This window comes from Bacteroides sp. 224, assembly GCF_010500995.1.
GTDB lineage: Bacteria > Bacteroidota > Bacteroidia > Bacteroidales > Bacteroidaceae > Bacteroides.
Window position 1 is genome coordinate 1 of record NZ_QVMK01000006.1, and the last position, 18382, is coordinate 18382.

Here is an 18382-nt window from a genome sequence, read left to right on the forward strand (position 1 = left end):
TCTCACGAATCCGAAAATGAAAAGCGTGAGCATCGTTGGACTTCTTTTCTTTCATTGGTTGAGTCGTTAAAGAGTCAACCATATCTACAAAAAGACATAAGTTACGTTAATAGAGTGACAAGATTATATTTTGTCTTTTCTCAATTCATGTTTTACAAATCTTCGTATTCTTCTGTAAGTGGGGTGGAAAGCAGATTTAGGACTAATAGAGCTTTCTTTAATCATAAACACTAATAAACAGAAAATCCCTAAAAGTAGCAGCCAACCATAGAGTTCTTTCATCGATACCATAACAGACTGTTGGTAAAGTACCCCATAAAGTTCACCTCTCGGAATACAAGAAGCAAGCGGATTAACATGATCGAGTGTACTCCCCAATAGCATAGCATTTTTTTTGATGGCTACCTTAAAAAAGTGTCCTAACACAGCCGTTCCTAATACACCTCCAATGCAAGCACTGATAAAAGCCTGAATGGTGATTGCCTGAAAAAACTGTTGAAATGGTACCCTTGATAATGCTGTAAGAAAACAGATAGCAATGATTACATAGCCAAAGCTGCGTAAGAATATGGGTAGAAACAATGATTCCTTCGATTGATTATAATCAAGTGTAAAGTATAAAATCATTAAATAACCCAATATAGCTGTAATAGCAATCAAAGTCATAGTTTTATAACGCCATTTGCGACGAGCAAATGTTTGATATGTAAATATACTACCAACTACAACACCTAAAAGTACAATCCAATTCAGAGAAATTGTATGTAGGGAATCATAGTTCAGTATAGATTCAATATAAACATGTTCCAACAAATGTGAGGGAGCCAACAAGATATCTATAAGAATGTATAATACTAAAGTAATGTATACTATTCTGAACTTCCATGTCTTTAACTCTATGTATGGATGACGAATAAAGCTTGCTCGCCATACATTCAAAATTAGCATTATAATAGCTGCAACAGTGGCTATTCTGATATAGATTGATTGATACCAATCATAATACTCTCCATAATTACATATAAATATGATACATAAAATAATGGCTGCCCATAAGATGGCTCCTAACCAATCTATTCCGAAAAGAGGGAGCTTCTTCATAGAACGGTAGGTGCGGAAAGCTATTATAGTAATAATCATAACGACTCCCAACAATCCAATAACAAGCCAGTGCATATATTCCCATTTGGATAGAAAGGCTGTATAAACAGTAGTTAATCCACTTAGTTGAATGCATCCTTGAACCAACAAGTAGATATAACAGAAAAATACCGAAAGATCTCGTTTGGGAGTAATCCAAAGTTGAATTGTGGAGTTACATTCAAAGGTAGCCCACATCCGGAAAATACCTGCAACAAAACAAACACTTACTAATACAGGTACACTGCTGGTGTGCATACATAGGAGATTGCAGATAATAAGTACAACAGAACACGTTAATAATCCTACTTTAGACGAGAAACGAAATTTCAGCCGGAACATAATGTTAAAGGTTAAAGCCATGCCAACCATCGAGGCGTAACCTGCCATCATAATATCTTCCTGCATGAGAGCCAATGAACCAACCATCTCGCTAACGGCAGCCAGATAAACACCCCCTGATAGTTGGAAGATAATGACGAAGACCACTAAAATCCATGGTTTTACTTTTTCGGGAATGAAACTACGAATGGACGGAATTGAAAAAGGACCTGTTTCGTGCATAAATTAATAATTAACGATACATTCAACATTCATCCCCGATCTTAAAAGGGAAATATTTTTCCGCTCATCATCCGAAGTAAATTCTATGCGAACCGGAACACGCTGTTCCACCTTTACAAAATTACCAGCCGAATTATCTTGTGGAATCAGAGAAAAACTGGAGCCTGTAGCACGTGAGATAGATTTCACAGTTCCTTTAAATGTGACATCCGGAATGGCATCTACTTTAATGTCAACTACTTGCCCTTCTTTAATATGGGCTGTTTGGGTTTCTTTATAATTGGCAATAATCCATTTGTCATTGTCGTCTACCAAATCAACAATGGTCTGACCGGGTTGAATGAGCTGGCCTTCCTGTATATTCTTTCTACCAGTAGTTCCCGAACATGGAGCAGTGATGACTGTATAAGAAAGGTTTAACTTAGCTAGTTCCAAAGCTGCTTCGGCGAGTTTTACTCCGGCAATTGTTTGGTCTAATCGTTGGGTTTGTTCTTGTTTGAAGAGTGTAGTCGATTGTTTTTGGTGAATGAGCAATTCATAACGAGCTTTAGAAGCGTCGTAATTGGTTTTTATGGCATCATATTGTTGCTTGGTAACGGCTTCATCCTCGTAAAGGTTTTTATATCGGTTGTATTCCCTTTCTGCATTTTCTAAACGTATCTTGGCCTCTTTTATTCCTGCGTCAGATACACTGATGTTGTTTTGAGTAGTATGAATAATTGTGCTCATGGCAGACTCTCCGGCTAATGCATTTTGGTAGTCGGCTTCGGCCTGTGCCAAACGGAAACGAAATTCAGTATCTTCGATAATAGCTAAAGTATCTCCTTTCTTAACCGAACTGTATTCATCAAAATAAATTTTAGAAATAAATCCGGGCACTCGCGAATTTACCGGGATAATTAACTGTTTAACCTGTGCGTTGTCGGTAAATTCTACATTTCCTAAGTGTATGAAACGAGCACATACCCAACCAATGCCTATGGCAATTAAGATTCCGACTACTATATTGTAAATTAACTTTTTCTTTTTGAGTTTCATTGTTCTTATTGTTTATTGTTAGATTATAAATTTCCGGCAGCTTTTTTAAGCTTATAATAATTAAAGATGATATTGATTTTGGCGTTTACTAATTGTAATTCGGCATTTAGTTTGGAATTACTTGCGTCCAACATATCTGTGATTAATGCCAAATCATTTAGATAACGTTTGTTTATAACATGATAATTTCGCACAGCTAATTCCAAACTTTTTAATTGTGTATCATGAATCATAAAAGATTCCATGAAGCGCACATAACAAGCTTTTACTTCTGTTTGCAGGTGCTCTTGTGTCAGTAACTCGTTTTCGGCAGCCTTTTGAGTGGATAGTTTGGCAAGCCTGTTCTTTTTTCCTGTTTTGTATAATGAAGCAAGGTTGTACTTAATGCCTAACCCTACATACCAATAATTAAAGTTTTTATTGATCGTTGGTATTTCGATGGTAATGGGACCGTCCAAATAGTTTCCGGCGAATAATGCGAGTGAAGGACGTTTTTCTGCTTTAACTACCTTTTCATTGTAGCCGGCTTGCTTAATACCTAACTGAGCTTGTTGAAGAATAGGAGATGTTTCAATAGCAGTCTGTTGCCAATATACTTCCGATGATAAGTTGGGTAACTCTTTAAGGAAACAAGTATCAACTTCAATAATTGTTTCTTCCGGGAGTCCTAATACAGTAACAAGTTGATTATTTAGTATAATTTGAGTATTGCGCACTTGTGTTAATGCCAATTCCAGTGATTTAAGTTGCAACTCATATCTTGTAATGTCATTTTGTAAAGCAAGTCCTTCTTTTTGTTTGGCTTTAATATCCGAGAGCAACTTTTGAGTTTGTTCTAAATTCTTCAGATAAACCTCCTGTTGGTTATTTAACTTATAGAGTTCCAGATAATTACCGGTGAGTAAAAAGCGAATATCCTGTCTGTTCTTATCTTTTTCAAGTTGTGCCAGTTGATGCCTGACTTTTGTCATAGATATTTCTCCCGAAATAGCACCTCCCGCATACAATACTTGAGAAGCCTCTATCGAGAAATTATTTCCAAAATGTGGCATGGGCGCGTCCATGCCGTTGGAGAAATCGCGATCCATAATTCGCCCATTACCCAGAAAACTTGCCGAGAGTGAAAGATTTATGTCGGGTAATAAAGTCGTTTTTGCTACCTTAATGGCTTGTGCGGCTTCTTTTTCGGCAATATCAAAAGTGAGAATACTTTTGCTGTTTGTCTCTGCAAGTTCAAACATCTCTTCAATGTTCAGTTTATGTATTTTAAACTCTTGAGACCATAAAAGAGTAGGGCCGTTTAGTAGGCAAACTACTAAGGCCGTCCGGATTTTGTTCATAATATATGTTTCGATTGATTTGTTATCCTTACTATTGAATGTGGTTGCAAAGTTCTTGAAAAAACAAAATACAGGAAAGTTTTAAAATGTTTGAAATTGGTTTTATTTGAAACTGATGACTTTTGAATTATCTTTGTGTATTCTATTAATGAAAGTATATGAAGAAGCTTATTAATATCAAAAACATAAGTGATTTGCTCTTTGATTCGTTGCCGGAGAACGAAGTAAGAAAGAAAATAAACTGTGTGATACTCGATAAATATAGGGTTGATTCTAACTTTTCTTTTCCTGTTATCCTGAATGCATCTATTTCTATATTGGTTTTATCCGGAAAAGCTATTCTTACGTCTAATCATGAGGCACATAACATTGTTCCTGATACAATAGTCGTTTTATCTGTCTCTCATTTATTTAGTTTAAGTGAGTGTAGTGATGATTTTAAATGCTTATGTCTGTTTGTTGGCAAAGATTTTACCGATGAGATGGATTCTACCGATATGATTAATAAAAGAATAAGATATGGAGTTAAGCTTTTTAATAAACCGGTATTGTCTTTAAGAAAAGAGGAAGCTTTTTTATTGCATGAAAAATTGTTGGCCATTGATAAAGCTATTTCAAATACAACCCACCTCTATTATAAAGAAGTTATTTTAAATACTTTGCTGGCCTTTTATCTTGATTTGAGTCATATAATAGATATTCAAACAGCTTTTAACGAAGAGGATAGCCTTACCCGTTATGAAAGTATTATCAAATTGTTTATAGAATTATTGGTAACCCATTACCGAAAGGAGCATGGAGTTGATTTCTATGCTTCCCGCTTAAATATATCATCTCATTATCTTACATTAATAGTAAAGCGGAGTACCGGGCAAAGCGTGACTGATTTTATTTATGAAATGCTTTACAGTGAAGCACGTACATTGTTGGAGCATTCAAAACTATCGATACAAGAAATTGCGGCTACATTGAATTTTGCAGACCAGTCTTCGTTTGGTAAATTTTTTAAGCGTCGGGCAGATATATCGCCCAAAGATTTCAGAAAAAGAAAATTCACAGATAGATAAATCATATTAATAAGGTGTACAACAATGTCAATTAGGTCTGACTAAACTAAATTTATACTCCTTGCAAACTACCTTTACCGACCAGTACTGGTCGGTACTCCCCACCAGTACTACTCGGTAGTACCGACCAGTACTGGTCGGTAACACTTTTTGCAGCAAAACAAAAAACCGTATTGCAGGGAGTTAACCGAACACTTTTACCTCTTCGATATTCTTATATAAGCAGAATCAGAAACGTGCATAGCTTTGGGGATAAGTAGATGTTCATAGTTAATTCCGCCAATGGGTATATGTGATCTTAAAAGTATAGTATATGAAAGATGAAAACAGTTTCTTAGTTTCCTAAAATTTCTTTTTCAAGTTCTTCATTATAAGGATGAGTAAACCAAAAGCGAGAACCTACTCCAGGTTCCGACTCTGCACCTATGGTTCCATGTAATTGCTCAATGATGCTTCGGCAGATGGATAATCCCAATCCTGTTCCTTTGGAGAAAGAGTTTAATTTTACGAAGCGATCGAATACCTGACCCACTTTGTCTGAAGCAATGCCCATACCTGTATCTTTCACAAAAAACTCAAGCATATTATCTTCTTTCAAGTAATAGCCTAACACTACTTCGCCTTCGGTGGTGAACTTTAATGCATTGTTTATAAAATTGGTGATCACCTGCATTAATCGTTTTTTATCGCTATTTATAAGGAAGTTAGGTGAATTGCTATCAAAAACTACAGGTACTTTCTTGTCTTCTTTTACCTCGTACAAACGAATAATGTCTTCACAGAATTCTTTGATGTAAACATATCCCATATTGAAATCCAATGTACCGGCTTCAATTTTGGAAAGATCTAAAATGTCGGATATTAGTTGAAGCAGTAAATCCGTATTTTCCTGCATGATATCAATGTATTCTTTACGATCTTTCTTGTCGTCGGAGTCGACAAGAAGGCTGGCAAATCCTACAATGGAGTTAAGAGGAGTACGTATTTCATGACTCATATTGGCCAGGAAAGCAGATTTTAGTCGATCTAAACTTTCTGCTTTTTCTTTGGCTATCCGGAGTTGTTCTTCTATATTTTTTTGATTGGTGATATCCACACTGGTAATAACATGTGCCATCTGGCCATCGGTCCAGGAAAATGCGGCGCTGAATACACGAAACCATGATTTATCAAATGGGCGTTGATAATCCCATGAGTATACTTTGGTTGGATTTCCATTCTCATCAATCAAGTGCTTTTTAGGACAGAATTCGCATTCGCCTGTTTTGTCTTTATATAAAGCCTGCCAGCATTTTTTGCCCATAAAGTTCTGAATACCTCCATAAGGAGCAGCCATAGATGTATTAGCGTAAAGCATCTCATGATCGTCAAAAGAGTTTACGTATATATCTACTCCCATGTTGTTCATAATACTTTCCAGTGTTTTGCTGGCTCGTATTTCTCTTTCCTGATATTCTCTTATAGCTATTTCTTTCGACAATAAGCCAGTGGTTACTTCAATGGCATTTAACTCTTTGTCGTTCAACAGAATATTAGTTTCGCTGTCGGCAAATCCAATGAAACCGATAACTTTTCCTTCTGTATCTTTAAAATGTCTTATAAGTATGGAATCAACTCCATGAAAGTTTAGAACATCAATAACTTCAGGAGCTGATTTTGGCGTTCGAATGGTATAAAAAGGAGATTTTTCTTGCATTACTTTAGAATGCATGGTGCTCATTTGGTCTGTTTCAAATCGATCACGCATTTTTTTATCTTCATTGCCGATTGTTTCTTTTAAATAAAAAAAGCGAAATCCGTCTGTTTGATAAACAAATCCGCGCTTAAAATGAAAATGCTCACAAGTTTGGGCTAGCAAATCATTAATTTTTTGTTCAATTGGTTTTTCACTATTTATCTTTTCAATAAACCGGAGTACAAAATCATTTAAGCTTTCTTTGTTTTCAACCATGTGTTCTTTGTTCCTTAAAATGAGCTCTTTGTTGATGCAAAGATAAAAAATCAAAATTAAAAGACAACAATAGATTATTCCATAAAATTGGGGAATGGTTTCTTTGTAGTTGTAATAACTATAGTGTCATTGTCGGCATTCATTCGTGTTCTCTTTTATAAGGGTAAAATCGAGGTGAAATCGTAATTTTATATACATTTGTAGTAATCTGAATGAAATGTCAGATTTAGAGAAGATTAAAAACTTTCCGCATGAAAAGGGCAATGGATAAGTAAATAGAAAAGCGCTCAGATACGCTTCGTTTTTCATGCTTTCAAATAACTCTTGGACACAAAGATACCCATTCTTTTTTAAGAAGCAAAATATTTTTTCATATTTTGTTCTCTTCTTCGAACGAACGATTTTCCTTCCTAAAAGGTAAACCGGGTTGCCTATGTCTTTATATGTGAATAAATAATCATCATTGATTCACTTTTTGTCACTCTTTCTTTACAATAGTGCTTATTTTGCATTTTATATTACAGCGAACATATAAGATGCTATTTACTAGTTTTTGTAAATAAACCAACGACTTAGGTATATCTGGTTGAATAAAATCGAGTTTCAAGTTATAAATAGAAGTTTTCGAAACATCTGCAATTTTTATTTTTACGAAAACACAAGTGAAAAGTTATAAATTCATCATAATGAAATTTGGCACTGAAAATCAGTGCTTTTTATTAATTTTTAATTTATAATCATGAAGAATTTTGCAGAAAAACTTCAAAAAGAAATCCGTGAAAAAATTGATCGGATTGAGGCGGAAGACAAGAACATTTTAAAGAAAAGTCTTGACTCTTCCCTTGTGTTAGGTAATGCTTTTGAACGTTTGAAAACGTTTATCAGTCAGTATTCTTTCAAAGACGAAGAAGAGGAAATCTACTTTTTTAAGGAGGTAAAGCCTAAACTCTTTTGCTACCTTATTTATTATCGGAAAGTGTACAATATAGAAATTGACCGTCCGGTAGCTACAATTGAAAAACAGAAAGAGTATTTAAGGTGTAAATTGGATTCAACGCAAGAATATCAAAGTAAAATCCTTGACTTTTACCGTTATTATCGATCAGGAGGCACTTGTTCCGATTCAATTTACTTTACTCGGGAAAATCCTGACATGGAACAGTTTCTTGATTCGTTTTATTATGAACGGGATCCTAATTTTTCAACTATTTATGATTTCAAGGTTGCAAAAATATTAGCCAATGACATGTTACAAGCTTATCTGCTTTGTGAGTTAGACTCATTAGACAATATTCAAGGTAAGAGTATAGGAGCCCTCCCTAAAGTAAAACTGACATGGACAGGAACAAAAACAGATCTTGTCGAATTAATTTACGCTTTAGATACGGCAGGATGTTTCAATCATGGGAAAGTAATGTTGAATCAAATTGTCACCTATTTTGAATGCGTGTTCAACATTGATTTAGGAAGTAACGTTTCACGAACTTTCTCGGACATACGTATCCGTCAAGAACTGACTTCTTTCCTTGATCGTCTTCGTGAAGAAATAAAAAAACGGATCAAAAAGAACAGACCGGGGAAAAAAGATTGGAAAGATGAATAATTTTGCCAAAAAATAGTATAATTGTTATAATATTTTCTGGTTCATTGTATATTTTCTGTGAAAGAGAATAATTCGGGAAGTAGGTATAACTTCCTGTGAAAATGCGAGATAGGGGTTGTTTTGTTATTTTACAACCCCTATCTTTTATTTATAAAAAATAGCGTTAAAGTGTTCTTGTCGAGTCTTAAGTATTTGTTTTTCAGTACATTTTATTTATATTGAGAAAAAAGTAATCCCAACTTGTGAATATTGCTCATATAATCTCTCGACATTTGCCGTCACTAATTTTTAATTCTATAAAATATGGAAGTAATCGTGATGGAATCACAAGCCTACAAGGCATTGGTCGGGCGTATTAACGCTATCGAAAAATTTATCAAAGAAAAAAAAGAAGTTGTGAATCAAGATGTACCTATGCTTGATACACAAACTGTTTGTGCTTATTTAAAAGTAAGCAAACGAACTTTGCAGCGCTATCGCAGTAATGGAAATATCGCCTACTCTATTATTGGGCACAAGACTTATTACAGTATCGCGGCAATAAAGCAGTTCTTGAAAGACCGTAATATTAGGCGCGACTGCGAATCATTGGGTGAGTTGGCTCAAAAAGGAGTAATTACCGTTCCTCAAGAATAAGCAAGGCGTATGTTTATCGAAAAAGAATACTTCGACGGCTGGATGCAGCGTATCATGGAACGTTTCGACATTCTTGAAAAACAATATCCTCCTTCGCAGGGAAAATCCCGTCCGTTATTACCGGATGGTGATATGCTTTTGGATAATTATGACTTATGCCAAATGCTCAATGTGAGTAAACGAACGCTTCAACGTTACCGTTCTTCCGGTGAACTACCCTTTCAAATGATTTATCACAAGACTTATTACAAAGAGTCCGATGTAATGCATTTTATTGAAACTCATTTTAGCAAGTTTCGAAATATTAATAAGAAATAAGCCCTTTTTGTTTTCTACTCTTTGATTGCAGATGAGCCGCCCGATTCAAATCATTATTTTGAAAGGGCGGCTTTCTTGTTTAGAGTTTCATTCCCTTTGAAGGAATGGTATTGGGCGTTTTCTGGACATAATTTGCTCTGGGTGTGGAGACAGCAGTCTTGCCGCCCACATTATCTACAATCCCTTGTAAGTGTTCAGAAATATTGTTAGCGGGTCGTTCCTGCCACTGCTCCATAATCGCAGACGTTTGCTTATTATCATTAGCAGGCTCGACTGTTTGCCCATTACTGTCTTCAATCGGTTTGAGTGATTGCCCAATTTTCCGCTCCAAAGCTACCATTTCCGATTTCAATGTCGATAGTTCCGGCTCGCGCCGCCAATTACTTTCCACGACTTCTTTCAAAACAGGAATATCTTTCGAGAGTTTCTCATTTTCCGACTTATATTTCTCCAACAGGCGTGGAATATGATCCACCAACGCATGCAGGAAGTTTTGTGAAGCCAGCTTCGGGTCGTTGGCAATTTGACCATTATTATAATGATAGAATATCTCTCCCGCACCACGAGCAGAAAAACGGTTCTGTACAAAATCAAATCCGTCTTTATTGGTTGTCTCACTCTTTACATAAAGCGAGAAACCATACAGGTTACCAATAGGCTCGTGTTGTCCAAGTGTTCGCGCGTTATCGGCAATCTCATTTAGTTTTTTACTGATTAATTGAGGATTGCTCCCTATGACACCGTTCAATTGTATCGGGTTACGATATGAACCGTCTTCATTGGTACGGACTTGGGATTTGAAATTATCCAAGTCCTTAGTAATGCGTTCAATGATCCCATTATTCTTTTCCACCGTCGAAAGGATATTCTCCAATTTATAACGGCTGGACGATTTTCCGCGAACAAACGCCTGCCTTTCACTTTCAAGGGCAGCTATCTTCTTTTCTAAGCGTGCTTTCTCCAACAATTCAGTATTGCCGGAAAGAATCGCCACGTATTCAGAAAAATTCATCCCCGTTTTTTCGTCCATTGCTCCCTCGTCAATGGTACGCGCTCCAAGATTGTTGGTCTTTAGCTGCTGGATAAAGAGTTGCTTGTTATGAAGTAACCCGAATTTGTAAGCATCAAGCGATTTTTCCACCGCATATAAGATAACATCCACTTTGTTTCCGGCATATAGTTTGGCTACCTCATTCCCTTTGCGGATTGCCCGGCCATCGCGCTGGCTAAGGTCAGACGGTCGCCACGGACAATCAAGGTGGTGGACGGCAACCGCTCGTTGCTGGGCGTTTACACCTGTTCCGAGCATTTCCGTACTGCCAAACAAAACACGAATTTTCCCGCTGTTCATATCCTCTATCATGCTTTTGCGGGCTTTTTCCGTTTTTGCTTCTTGAATAAAACGGACTTCATGGGCGGGTATGCCATGATCTTCTACTAATTTACGCTTAATCTCCGAATAAGCGTTCCACTCGCCGGGTTTATACGTCCCCAAATCACTGAACACGAACTGCGTTCCCTTATGCTCGTTATGTTTCTCATAATAACCCGCTATCATCCGGGCGCAATGGGAAGCCTTGTTGTCAACATGGTCTTCAAAGGACGGATCGACCATCCGCATATCAAGCGACATTTTGCGGGCATAATCAGTAGCAATCAGCATTTTAGCCTTTTCCTCCCTATCGGATAGAGGTTCGCGGAACAAAAGTGTTGCATCCCCATGTTTGGCAAACTGTACCAAACGGTCGATAAAATCCTCTTGATCCGGTGTCGGCGGGATATTATGTAGTATCTCGTTTTTTACAGGACGGTCAATTCCAATGTCGGCGGCTGTACGGTAGTCGGTTATCTCGTTGTAAAATTGAGCCAGTTCAGGCACTTTGATAAAGTAGCGGAAGCGTTCTTTCTGAACGATCTCATTGGTTACCGAAAACTCATAATCAATAGTCTTCTTGGCGAATATCGCCGCCCACGCATCGAAAGTTTTGATATTCTGTCGTTCCAGTTCTTGTGGTCGGAGGTATTTGAATAGAAGATAGAGTTCGGTCAACGAATTAGAAATGGTTGTCCCAGAAAGGAAGGTTGCTCCCAAATCCCGTCCTGTCCGCTCTTGAATGGTGCGAAGGGCGAAAAGCATATTGAGTGCTCGTTGGCTTCCATCGGAATTACCTAAACCTGCCACACGGTCGTGGCGGGTAGTAAAGGTAAGGTTCTTGAATTTGTGCGATTCATCTATGTAGAGGTGGTCAATGCCCATACGGCGAAAATCCACTGCATCGTCCTTACGGTTGTCAATATTATAGGTAATCTCTTGCAATTTGGCTTCCAGATTCATTTTACGTTTGATACAACCTTTCAGCATGGCACGGGATACTTCCTTCCCTTGCTGGCGTAACACATCGAGGTTCTCCTCTACGGAATCCAATTCCGATTGTAAAATATCCCGCTGTATTTCGGGCGACTGCGGTATCATACCAAACTGTTCGTGGGTCAAAATGACGGCATCCCAATCGTTATTTTTTATCTCATTGAAAATCCGCCCTCGGTTCTTCGGCGTAAAATCTTCCTTGCCGGGATATAAAACACGGGCGTTCGGATAGGCGGTGCAGAATGTTTTGGCAATCTCATGGATATTGGCTTTCAGTCCCACGATCATCGGTTTGTTTGCCAATCCGAGGCGTTTCTTTTCGTATGCCCCGCAACACATAATCAAGGTCTTGCCACCCCCTACTTCATGATCGACAATCGAGCCGCCGTTTAGTTTATCCAACCAAATAGCATCTTTCTGGCTGGGATAAAGGTCGGGAATGCCCAAACCTTTCAAGTCCAGTCCGGGAAAAGTTTGGTGCGAGCCGTCGTATTGGGGACGGACAAAACAATTGAATGTGCGGTTGTAAAGATCGGCAAGACGGTCTTTGAACTCCGGAGATTGCTCTCGAAGCCAGTCGGAAAAGCCTCCACGCATCTCATCAATACGGGTATTGGCAAGTTGGATTGATTCTCCGTCGCGCACCTTTACGTCCTGCATTTCTCCGTCTATCATCTTCCGTACGTTTTTTGTTATGTCGGGGGAAGTGTTTTGCAGGGCGTGTTTCATCAGAGCCAAACCGTTATAAGTGCGGCTTGAGGCTTTGACGGCATACTGGTCGGAGATTTTCACATTCGTGCGGTTGGACTTTACACTGAACTCGTCTCGGCTGGCGGCGTAATGAACGTTTACGTCTGTGTCGAAAAGGTGTGAAGCATATTTATTATATATCCCGACAGGAATCCACCGCTCACCAAAATTAAAATCAAGGTCATCGAACGCAATCGGTCTGGGTGTGGCTTCACGCAAGGCGCGGAGCGATTCTTCCGCCTCACGGTGTCCGGGATTCCGCTCTAAGAAACGTTCCACTTCGTCGCCCTTGCTGATTACATTGCCCGAAACAAACTTATCGGCAACTTCATAACCGCCCACAAGCGGATTGAAATAAATTTTCCCTTTCAGTTCATCCCGAATATCGTCTGCTGTTCCTCCCGTTAGCGAAGCCATATAGCCGAGATTCACTCCGGCATATCTGTTGAGTGAAGCCGCCAATGCTTCGTGGGCGTTATCGGTCGAGGTTATCTCGTTCGGATTAAACGCTACGGGGTGGTTGAAAATATCGGCTTTGACTGCTTTTCCGTCTATATAGCGTTCGAGAGACAGAATTTCCGTTCCTCTTGCATCCATTTTGATAAGGTCGAGGTTCTTCTTTTCATTGAGCCGTCCATAGCGACCGGTGAAATCATCATACAGGCGGTTCAGCATATCACGCAAAGCGGGATTGGCTTCCAAACGGTCGGCTTCATTATGGTATAAATGGTGGTAAGTATCCCGAATCTCAATATAGAGAGAAGCTTTACTATTTTGTTGTTCATTTATATCCAAAGGGTGGAACATCGGTTGAAGTCCGTCGATATTCCGCAAGTACCCGACACGGCTTGTATCGTCCGTTACCAATGAGCCTTCACGGTAATGGGTCAATAACTCTGCTGTGAAAGGCTGCGGTTTCAAAAATTCTTCCCGCTGTTCCTGTTCGATTTTTCGAAGTTGTTCTTGGTGTTCCGCTTGTCGGGCATCCTCCACCGGATAGACATTCCGATTTTTGGAAACAGGTGTTTGCTTACTCTCTTTCTCTTCTTGTAACCGTTTTTTGGCTGCATTGTATGCCATTTCTTCCCGCCAATCCATAAATGGCAACTCCGGTTCTGTCTTTTCTTTAGACTTCGACGAACGTCTGCGCTTAGGACGTTTAATCTGTCGCCGTTCTTCTTCTGAAAAACCAAAAAGGTCGTAAAGCGTTATGAGCGGCTCTTGTGTAACTGATTGTGGTTTCTCTTCCTTTATGGGCTTCGTTTTTACATCGGTTTCAATTTCGTCAAAAAGCGACTGACGGAAATCTGGTTGGGAAATTTTAGGAATACGCTGTTCTTCTGTTCTCGTAGGTTGAATGCCGAACAGTTGAAGTTGCTCCGGCTCCTTGTTATCGAAATCTTCGGGTTGTGGCGGACGTTCGTTCCAAAGCTTACGGTCTTGCTCTTCGGCGTAAGCCCCATATTCTGCCAAATCTTGTGGAGTTGGTTGGTATTTATCCTGTTCCGTTACAGAAGCATTTAAGCTCTGCCTTTGCTCGGTAACTGATAACTCTGTCAATTCTCCTGTGGAGGTATCTAAGCGATACCCTTCCGCTTCCATTTCCCGGACAGCCTGCTGTTGTTCTCTCTCGGAATGGGTAGGATTAGTAAAACTCTGCCCTTCCGGTTGCGGAGCATGTATAAGGAAATGCTCCCTGTCGAGGTATTTGGAAAAGTCCTCGGATAGCTTCCGGCTTATTTCATCTGCAATAGCGTTCACGCCGCCTGCGTGGGTGAACTCCATAGCCGGTTTACCGTAGGGATCGGTTCCGACTTTCACATCGGTATGGATCACTCGGTCGAATAAACGGAATGTATTGTTTACGCTTATGCCGTTGGAGAGTTTGCGGCTTTGGATAAAATTCATTTTACGCTCGGTATCTTGTTCACCGCCGGCGTATTTTTGTAGGATAACGAGGTCGCTGCCGACATCTGTTCCTGCCGTTTCCGAAAAAAGGTTGTTGGGAAGCCGTAGGGCGGAAACCAATTTGCAATTGTTCATGAGGTATTCCCGAACAGGTTGGGTTTGCTCGGCATTCATAACTCCTTGTGAAGTAATAAACGCCACTAATCCGCCCTCGCGCACCGTATCGACGGATTTCAGGAAGAAATAATTATGCAGGCTGCGGGTTGCCTGACGGCGAGCCGGGTCTCGGTGCGTGGAAAATGCAGGATCAAAAACCGATATATCCCCGAAAGGAATATTGCTTGCAGCAAGGTCGAAGTACTCATTATATTTAACAGGAATACTTTCAAAACCGCCACTTGTTGTAAGGTCGTCGGGGCGAAGGTTGCGGAGGATATTTGCTGTTAGACGGTCTTTTTCGAAATTGAAGATTTCTGCGCCGGAGTTACGGCGAGATAAAGCTTCAGCAAATATACCGGTTCCTGCGCTCGGGTCGATTATTCGATTGGGTTTGATACCTGTTTTATCTAACACTTCCGATAATGCGGAAACAACCTCAGGCGGAGTATAAAAAGCGGTCATTACGGAGTTTTTCAGACTTTCGCAGTATGCTTTATATGTCGCTTTGTCGGGAGAATGTTCCTCCAAAACCTCGTGCAGTTCTTGGATAAGCGGATAGAGTTCGCGGTCGGCATTCGGCCAGCGTTCGATAGACGTCTCTTTTGGCGGCGGGTTCAAAATAGCTTTGATTCCCCCGAAGCCGCTGTATAATGAAAGCACCTCCCTTTCGACAGGAGTCGCGGTACGTTTCTCTTTATCGAGCATAAAGGCGGTCTTTATCGCTTCGATATTTTGGCGCAAATGCACCTTCTTATTAAAGCTTGCCATCTTCCAACAGTATTTGAATGGTTCCGGTAAGCTCCGTGTACAAAAGGTCGTATTCCGGCGTATCTATAAAATCGTCTGAAATAGAATATTTTGCCAATATTTCGCTGCAAATCGGCAGAACCATAAGAGCAACACTTTTTGCATCGTCTTCGGGAATCTCTTCCGAGAACTCATTCCAAAGGATAATTACAAGGGTGTTGTAGGGAGAAAATGCCAATCCCTTGAACAATTCATCCGAAGCCAGTTCTTCCGCTTCTATATGAGAATGACCATTTTTTATGGCTTGGTTGTAAGTTTCCGCTGCATGGTCGGCTCGTTCACGGATAAATTCTACATCTTTGGCACGTTCGGGAAAATCTTCACGGAGAAAGGATAAGAGGGACAATTCGTAGTAGGACAGTTCGCCCTTATGGTACTTGTTTTTCGGTGTCATAACATGAAATTTTTGGTGATTAATAAATGAAAGGAGGAATTAAAAAAGCGCTCCGGGTTCCCACCCGAAGCGCCACACCAAAAATTTCTTTCACACAAGAAAAAATCAAGTATGTCGGAATTTTCGGTGTAAAGATACGAGTAAAGAGCGATAAAACAAAAGTTCACTTGAATGGCTATCCGATATTTTATTGCTCCGGGTATCTTATTGGAAATCAGAAACTATTTTTTTGATTTCCATTTTTTATCTGCCTTTCGTTCTGGAAATACAAATGTGGTTTTGAAGTCGTTATCAAGCGTAACCATAGCATCAAAACTTTTCCCTGCCTTGCTTTGGAATCCGCTGATAAGCGAGGTCTTACCCTTAACTAATAAATCGCTAAGTTGCTTGTCAGTCAGACTCTTTTTCGCTATTTCCCGAAAAACCATGAGGTTACAATCTCCGTTACCGCATTTGGCGACTTTGGGATAAAACACTACATGTCCTGTTTTACAGCGAGGACAAGCACAACCGGCTTTATCGTCCTGAACAATGATTTTTGTGTTCAACAGTTCGGTGGTAATTTGCGCAGCATGAACTTCGATTCCCTTATGGAATGAAGAAGCCTCCATTTCGCCGCTTTCGATTTTTGAAAGGGCGAGTTCCCACCCTCCCGTCATTGCCACATCTGCTATCATTTTGTCTTTTACTACCCCATAAACCGTCAATCCTTTTTCGGTGGGAACGAGTGACTTCTTTTCCCGACGGATATAATCGCGGGCAAAAAGGGTTTCGATTATGGCGGCACGGGTGGCGGGCGTTCCTATACCACACTCCTTTATTGCTTCCCGTTCGGCTTCATTCTCCACTCTTTTCGCACAGGTTTCCATTGCTGCAAGCAAGGTGCTTTCAGTGTGAATAGGACATGGTTTAGTTTGTTTTTCCAAAATACCGCAAGCATTGACAGGTAAAATTTCGCCTTCTTTGATTTCAGGGAGAATAGTAGTATCTTCTTCTTGTTCTTCCTCTTTATACCCGAATACTTTCTGCCAGCCGGGAGAAAGTGTTTCGCTGCCACGGGCGGTAAACTCCGTTTCGCCACATTTTAATTTGACCACTGTATTTGCTTTCTTGCAAACAGGAGAAAAGGCTTCAAGCATACGCCCGGCAACCATTTCGTAGATGGTGCGTTCTTCGTCCGATAGTTTACCGGGAAGATTTTCGGTCGGCAATATGGCATGGTGGTCAGAAATCTTTTTATCATCCACCGGACGGATATTCAGGATTTTCAAATCCATGCTTCTGGCGTATGCGGCAAAGCGTTCATATTCTTTGAATTTTGCAATCAGCTCCGGCACTTCCTCCATTATATCGGTGGAAATATAGTGGGAAGAAGTTCGGGGATAGGTCAAATGTTTCGACTCGTAAAGCGATTGTGCTATCGAAAGGGTTCTCTCTGCTGTAAAACCATAACGGGAGTTGGCTTCTTTCTGTAAGGTTGTCAAATCATACGGAAGTGGCGGTTGCACATTCTGTTCCTTCCGCTCCACATTTTCAACGCGAACATTTGCCGCCTGCATGATTGCTGCAACCGTTTCTTCGGCAGACTTCCTTTCATCGTACTTATCAACAGAAAGGACAGCAAATGTTGTAGCATCTTTTGTTGTTTGTAATTTCAGTTTGAAATAGGTTGCAGGGGTAAACGCTTTGTTTTCCAGATAACGGGAACAGATAATTGCCAAAGTGGGCGTTTGTACCCGACCGAGCGACCAAACGCCACGCCCTGCGGCTATGGAAAGTGATTGTGAGGCATTAATACCTATTAAATAATCCGCTTCACTGCGAGCTTTGGCGGAGGCATACAGTTTATCGTAATCTTTTCCCGGGCGAAGATTTTGTAAGCCTTCGCGGATAGCTTTATCGGTAAGCGAACTAATCCAAAGGCGGTCGAAAGGTTTCGTACATCCCAGATAATGATAGATATAGCGGAAGATTAATTCACCTTCGCGACCTGCATCAACTCCCGAAACGATACGGTCGGTTTGGGCAAACAAACGGCGGATAACCTCCAACTGCTTGACTGCTCCGGCATCGGGTTTGTACTCCTTGCCTTCCTTGATTTGGCGAGGTTTTAAGATAAACGGATTGGGAAGAATAGGGAGGTGCTCCCGATTGAAACCCTTAAATCCGTACTCTTCGGGTAGGGCAAGCCCGACTAAATGACCGAATGCCCATGTTACCATATATCCGTTTCCTTCCATATATCCGTCCATGCGGGTGTTTGCCCCGACAATGGCTGCGATACTTTTCGCCACACTCGGCTTTTCTGCAATAATGACTGTTTTCATATTGATTTTTAA

At 40.1% G+C, this 18382-nt stretch carries 11 protein-coding genes; 4 read left to right on the forward strand and 7 right to left on the reverse strand.

Annotated features, from left to right (window positions below):
* Positions 1–123 precede the first annotated feature (123 nt).
* The 3 genes from D0T60_RS05100 to D0T60_RS05110 are packed head-to-tail and all read right to left on the reverse strand — an operon-like array spanning position 124 to position 4082.
* On the reverse strand, positions 124–1704 hold the full coding sequence (locus D0T60_RS05100) for a hypothetical protein (RefSeq protein ID WP_163217075.1): 1581 nt from the start codon (positions 1702–1704) through the stop codon (positions 124–126).
* A gap of 3 nt (positions 1705–1707) precedes the next feature.
* On the reverse strand, positions 1708–2742 hold the full coding sequence (locus tag D0T60_RS05105) for an HlyD family secretion protein (protein WP_163217076.1): 1035 nt from the start codon (positions 2740–2742) through the stop codon (positions 1708–1710).
* Between the two features lie 23 nt (positions 2743–2765).
* A complete protein-coding gene (locus tag D0T60_RS05110) occupies positions 2766–4082 on the reverse strand; it encodes a TolC family protein (RefSeq protein WP_163217077.1) in 1317 nt (438 codons plus the stop codon).
* 158 nt (positions 4083–4240) lie between these two features.
* On the opposite strand from D0T60_RS05110, the gene D0T60_RS05115 reads away from it, so the two are divergent.
* Positions 4241–5149, forward strand: a complete 909-nt coding sequence (locus D0T60_RS05115) for an AraC family transcriptional regulator (RefSeq protein ID WP_163217078.1) — start codon at positions 4241–4243, stop codon at positions 5147–5149.
* A gap of 334 nt (positions 5150–5483) precedes the next feature.
* On the opposite strand, the gene D0T60_RS05120 is transcribed toward D0T60_RS05115, so the two are convergent.
* The gene (locus D0T60_RS05120) at positions 5484–7100 is read right to left on the reverse strand and encodes a HAMP domain-containing sensor histidine kinase (RefSeq protein ID WP_163217079.1); all 1617 of its coding nucleotides are present in this window, start codon (positions 7098–7100) and stop codon (positions 5484–5486) included.
* A gap of 739 nt (positions 7101–7839) precedes the next feature.
* On the opposite strand from D0T60_RS05120, the gene D0T60_RS05125 reads away from it, so the two are divergent.
* The 3 genes from D0T60_RS05125 to D0T60_RS05135 all read left to right on the forward strand — a co-directional run bounded on the left by D0T60_RS05125 (position 7840) and on the right by D0T60_RS05135 (position 9657).
* Positions 7840–8703, forward strand: a complete 864-nt coding sequence (locus D0T60_RS05125) for an RteC domain-containing protein (RefSeq protein ID WP_163217080.1) — start codon at positions 7840–7842, stop codon at positions 8701–8703.
* A gap of 303 nt (positions 8704–9006) precedes the next feature.
* A complete protein-coding gene (locus tag D0T60_RS05130) occupies positions 9007–9339 on the forward strand; it encodes a helix-turn-helix domain-containing protein (protein ID WP_163217081.1) in 333 nt (110 codons plus the stop codon).
* 9 nt (positions 9340–9348) lie between these two features.
* Positions 9349–9657, forward strand: a complete 309-nt coding sequence (locus D0T60_RS05135) for a helix-turn-helix domain-containing protein (RefSeq protein WP_163217082.1) — start codon at positions 9349–9351, stop codon at positions 9655–9657.
* A 79-nt stretch (positions 9658–9736) separates the two neighbouring features.
* Here D0T60_RS05135 and D0T60_RS05140 read toward each other — a convergent pair whose 3' ends face one another.
* The 3 genes from D0T60_RS05140 to topB form a co-directional block, all read right to left on the reverse strand.
* Complete coding sequence (locus D0T60_RS05140; protein ID WP_163217083.1) at positions 9737–15610, reverse strand: N-6 DNA methylase; 5874 nt, start codon at positions 15608–15610, stop codon at positions 9737–9739.
* On the reverse strand, positions 15597–16043 hold the full coding sequence (locus D0T60_RS05145) for a DUF1896 family protein (protein ID WP_163217084.1): 447 nt from the start codon (positions 16041–16043) through the stop codon (positions 15597–15599). The genes D0T60_RS05140 and D0T60_RS05145 overlap by 14 nt, the downstream gene beginning before the upstream one ends.
* 221 nt (positions 16044–16264) lie before the next feature.
* Positions 16265–18370, reverse strand: a complete 2106-nt coding sequence (gene topB / locus D0T60_RS05150) for a type IA DNA topoisomerase (protein ID WP_163217085.1) — start codon at positions 18368–18370, stop codon at positions 16265–16267.
* Positions 18371–18382 lie beyond the last annotated feature (12 nt).

Coding starts and splice junctions, on each gene's coding strand:
- D0T60_RS05100 (WP_163217075.1), bottom strand. CDS start 1,704: ATGCACGAAACAGGTCCTTTTTCAATTCCGTCCATTCGTAGTTTCATT.
- D0T60_RS05105 (WP_163217076.1), bottom strand. CDS start 2,742: ATGAAACTCAAAAAGAAAAAGTTAATTTACAATATAGTAGTCGGAATC.
- D0T60_RS05110 (WP_163217077.1), bottom strand. CDS start 4,082: ATGAACAAAATCCGGACGGCCTTAGTAGTTTGCCTACTAAACGGCCCT.
- D0T60_RS05115 (WP_163217078.1), top strand. CDS start 4,241: ATGAAGAAGCTTATTAATATCAAAAACATAAGTGATTTGCTCTTTGAT.
- D0T60_RS05120 (WP_163217079.1), bottom strand. CDS start 7,100: ATGGTTGAAAACAAAGAAAGCTTAAATGATTTTGTACTCCGGTTTATT.
- D0T60_RS05125 (WP_163217080.1), top strand. CDS start 7,840: ATGAAGAATTTTGCAGAAAAACTTCAAAAAGAAATCCGTGAAAAAATT.
- D0T60_RS05130 (WP_163217081.1), top strand. CDS start 9,007: ATGGAAGTAATCGTGATGGAATCACAAGCCTACAAGGCATTGGTCGGG.
- D0T60_RS05135 (WP_163217082.1), top strand. CDS start 9,349: ATGTTTATCGAAAAAGAATACTTCGACGGCTGGATGCAGCGTATCATG.
- D0T60_RS05140 (WP_163217083.1), bottom strand. CDS start 15,610: ATGGCAAGCTTTAATAAGAAGGTGCATTTGCGCCAAAATATCGAAGCG.
- D0T60_RS05145 (WP_163217084.1), bottom strand. CDS start 16,043: ATGACACCGAAAAACAAGTACCATAAGGGCGAACTGTCCTACTACGAA.
- topB (WP_163217085.1), bottom strand. CDS start 18,370: ATGAAAACAGTCATTATTGCAGAAAAGCCGAGTGTGGCGAAAAGTATC.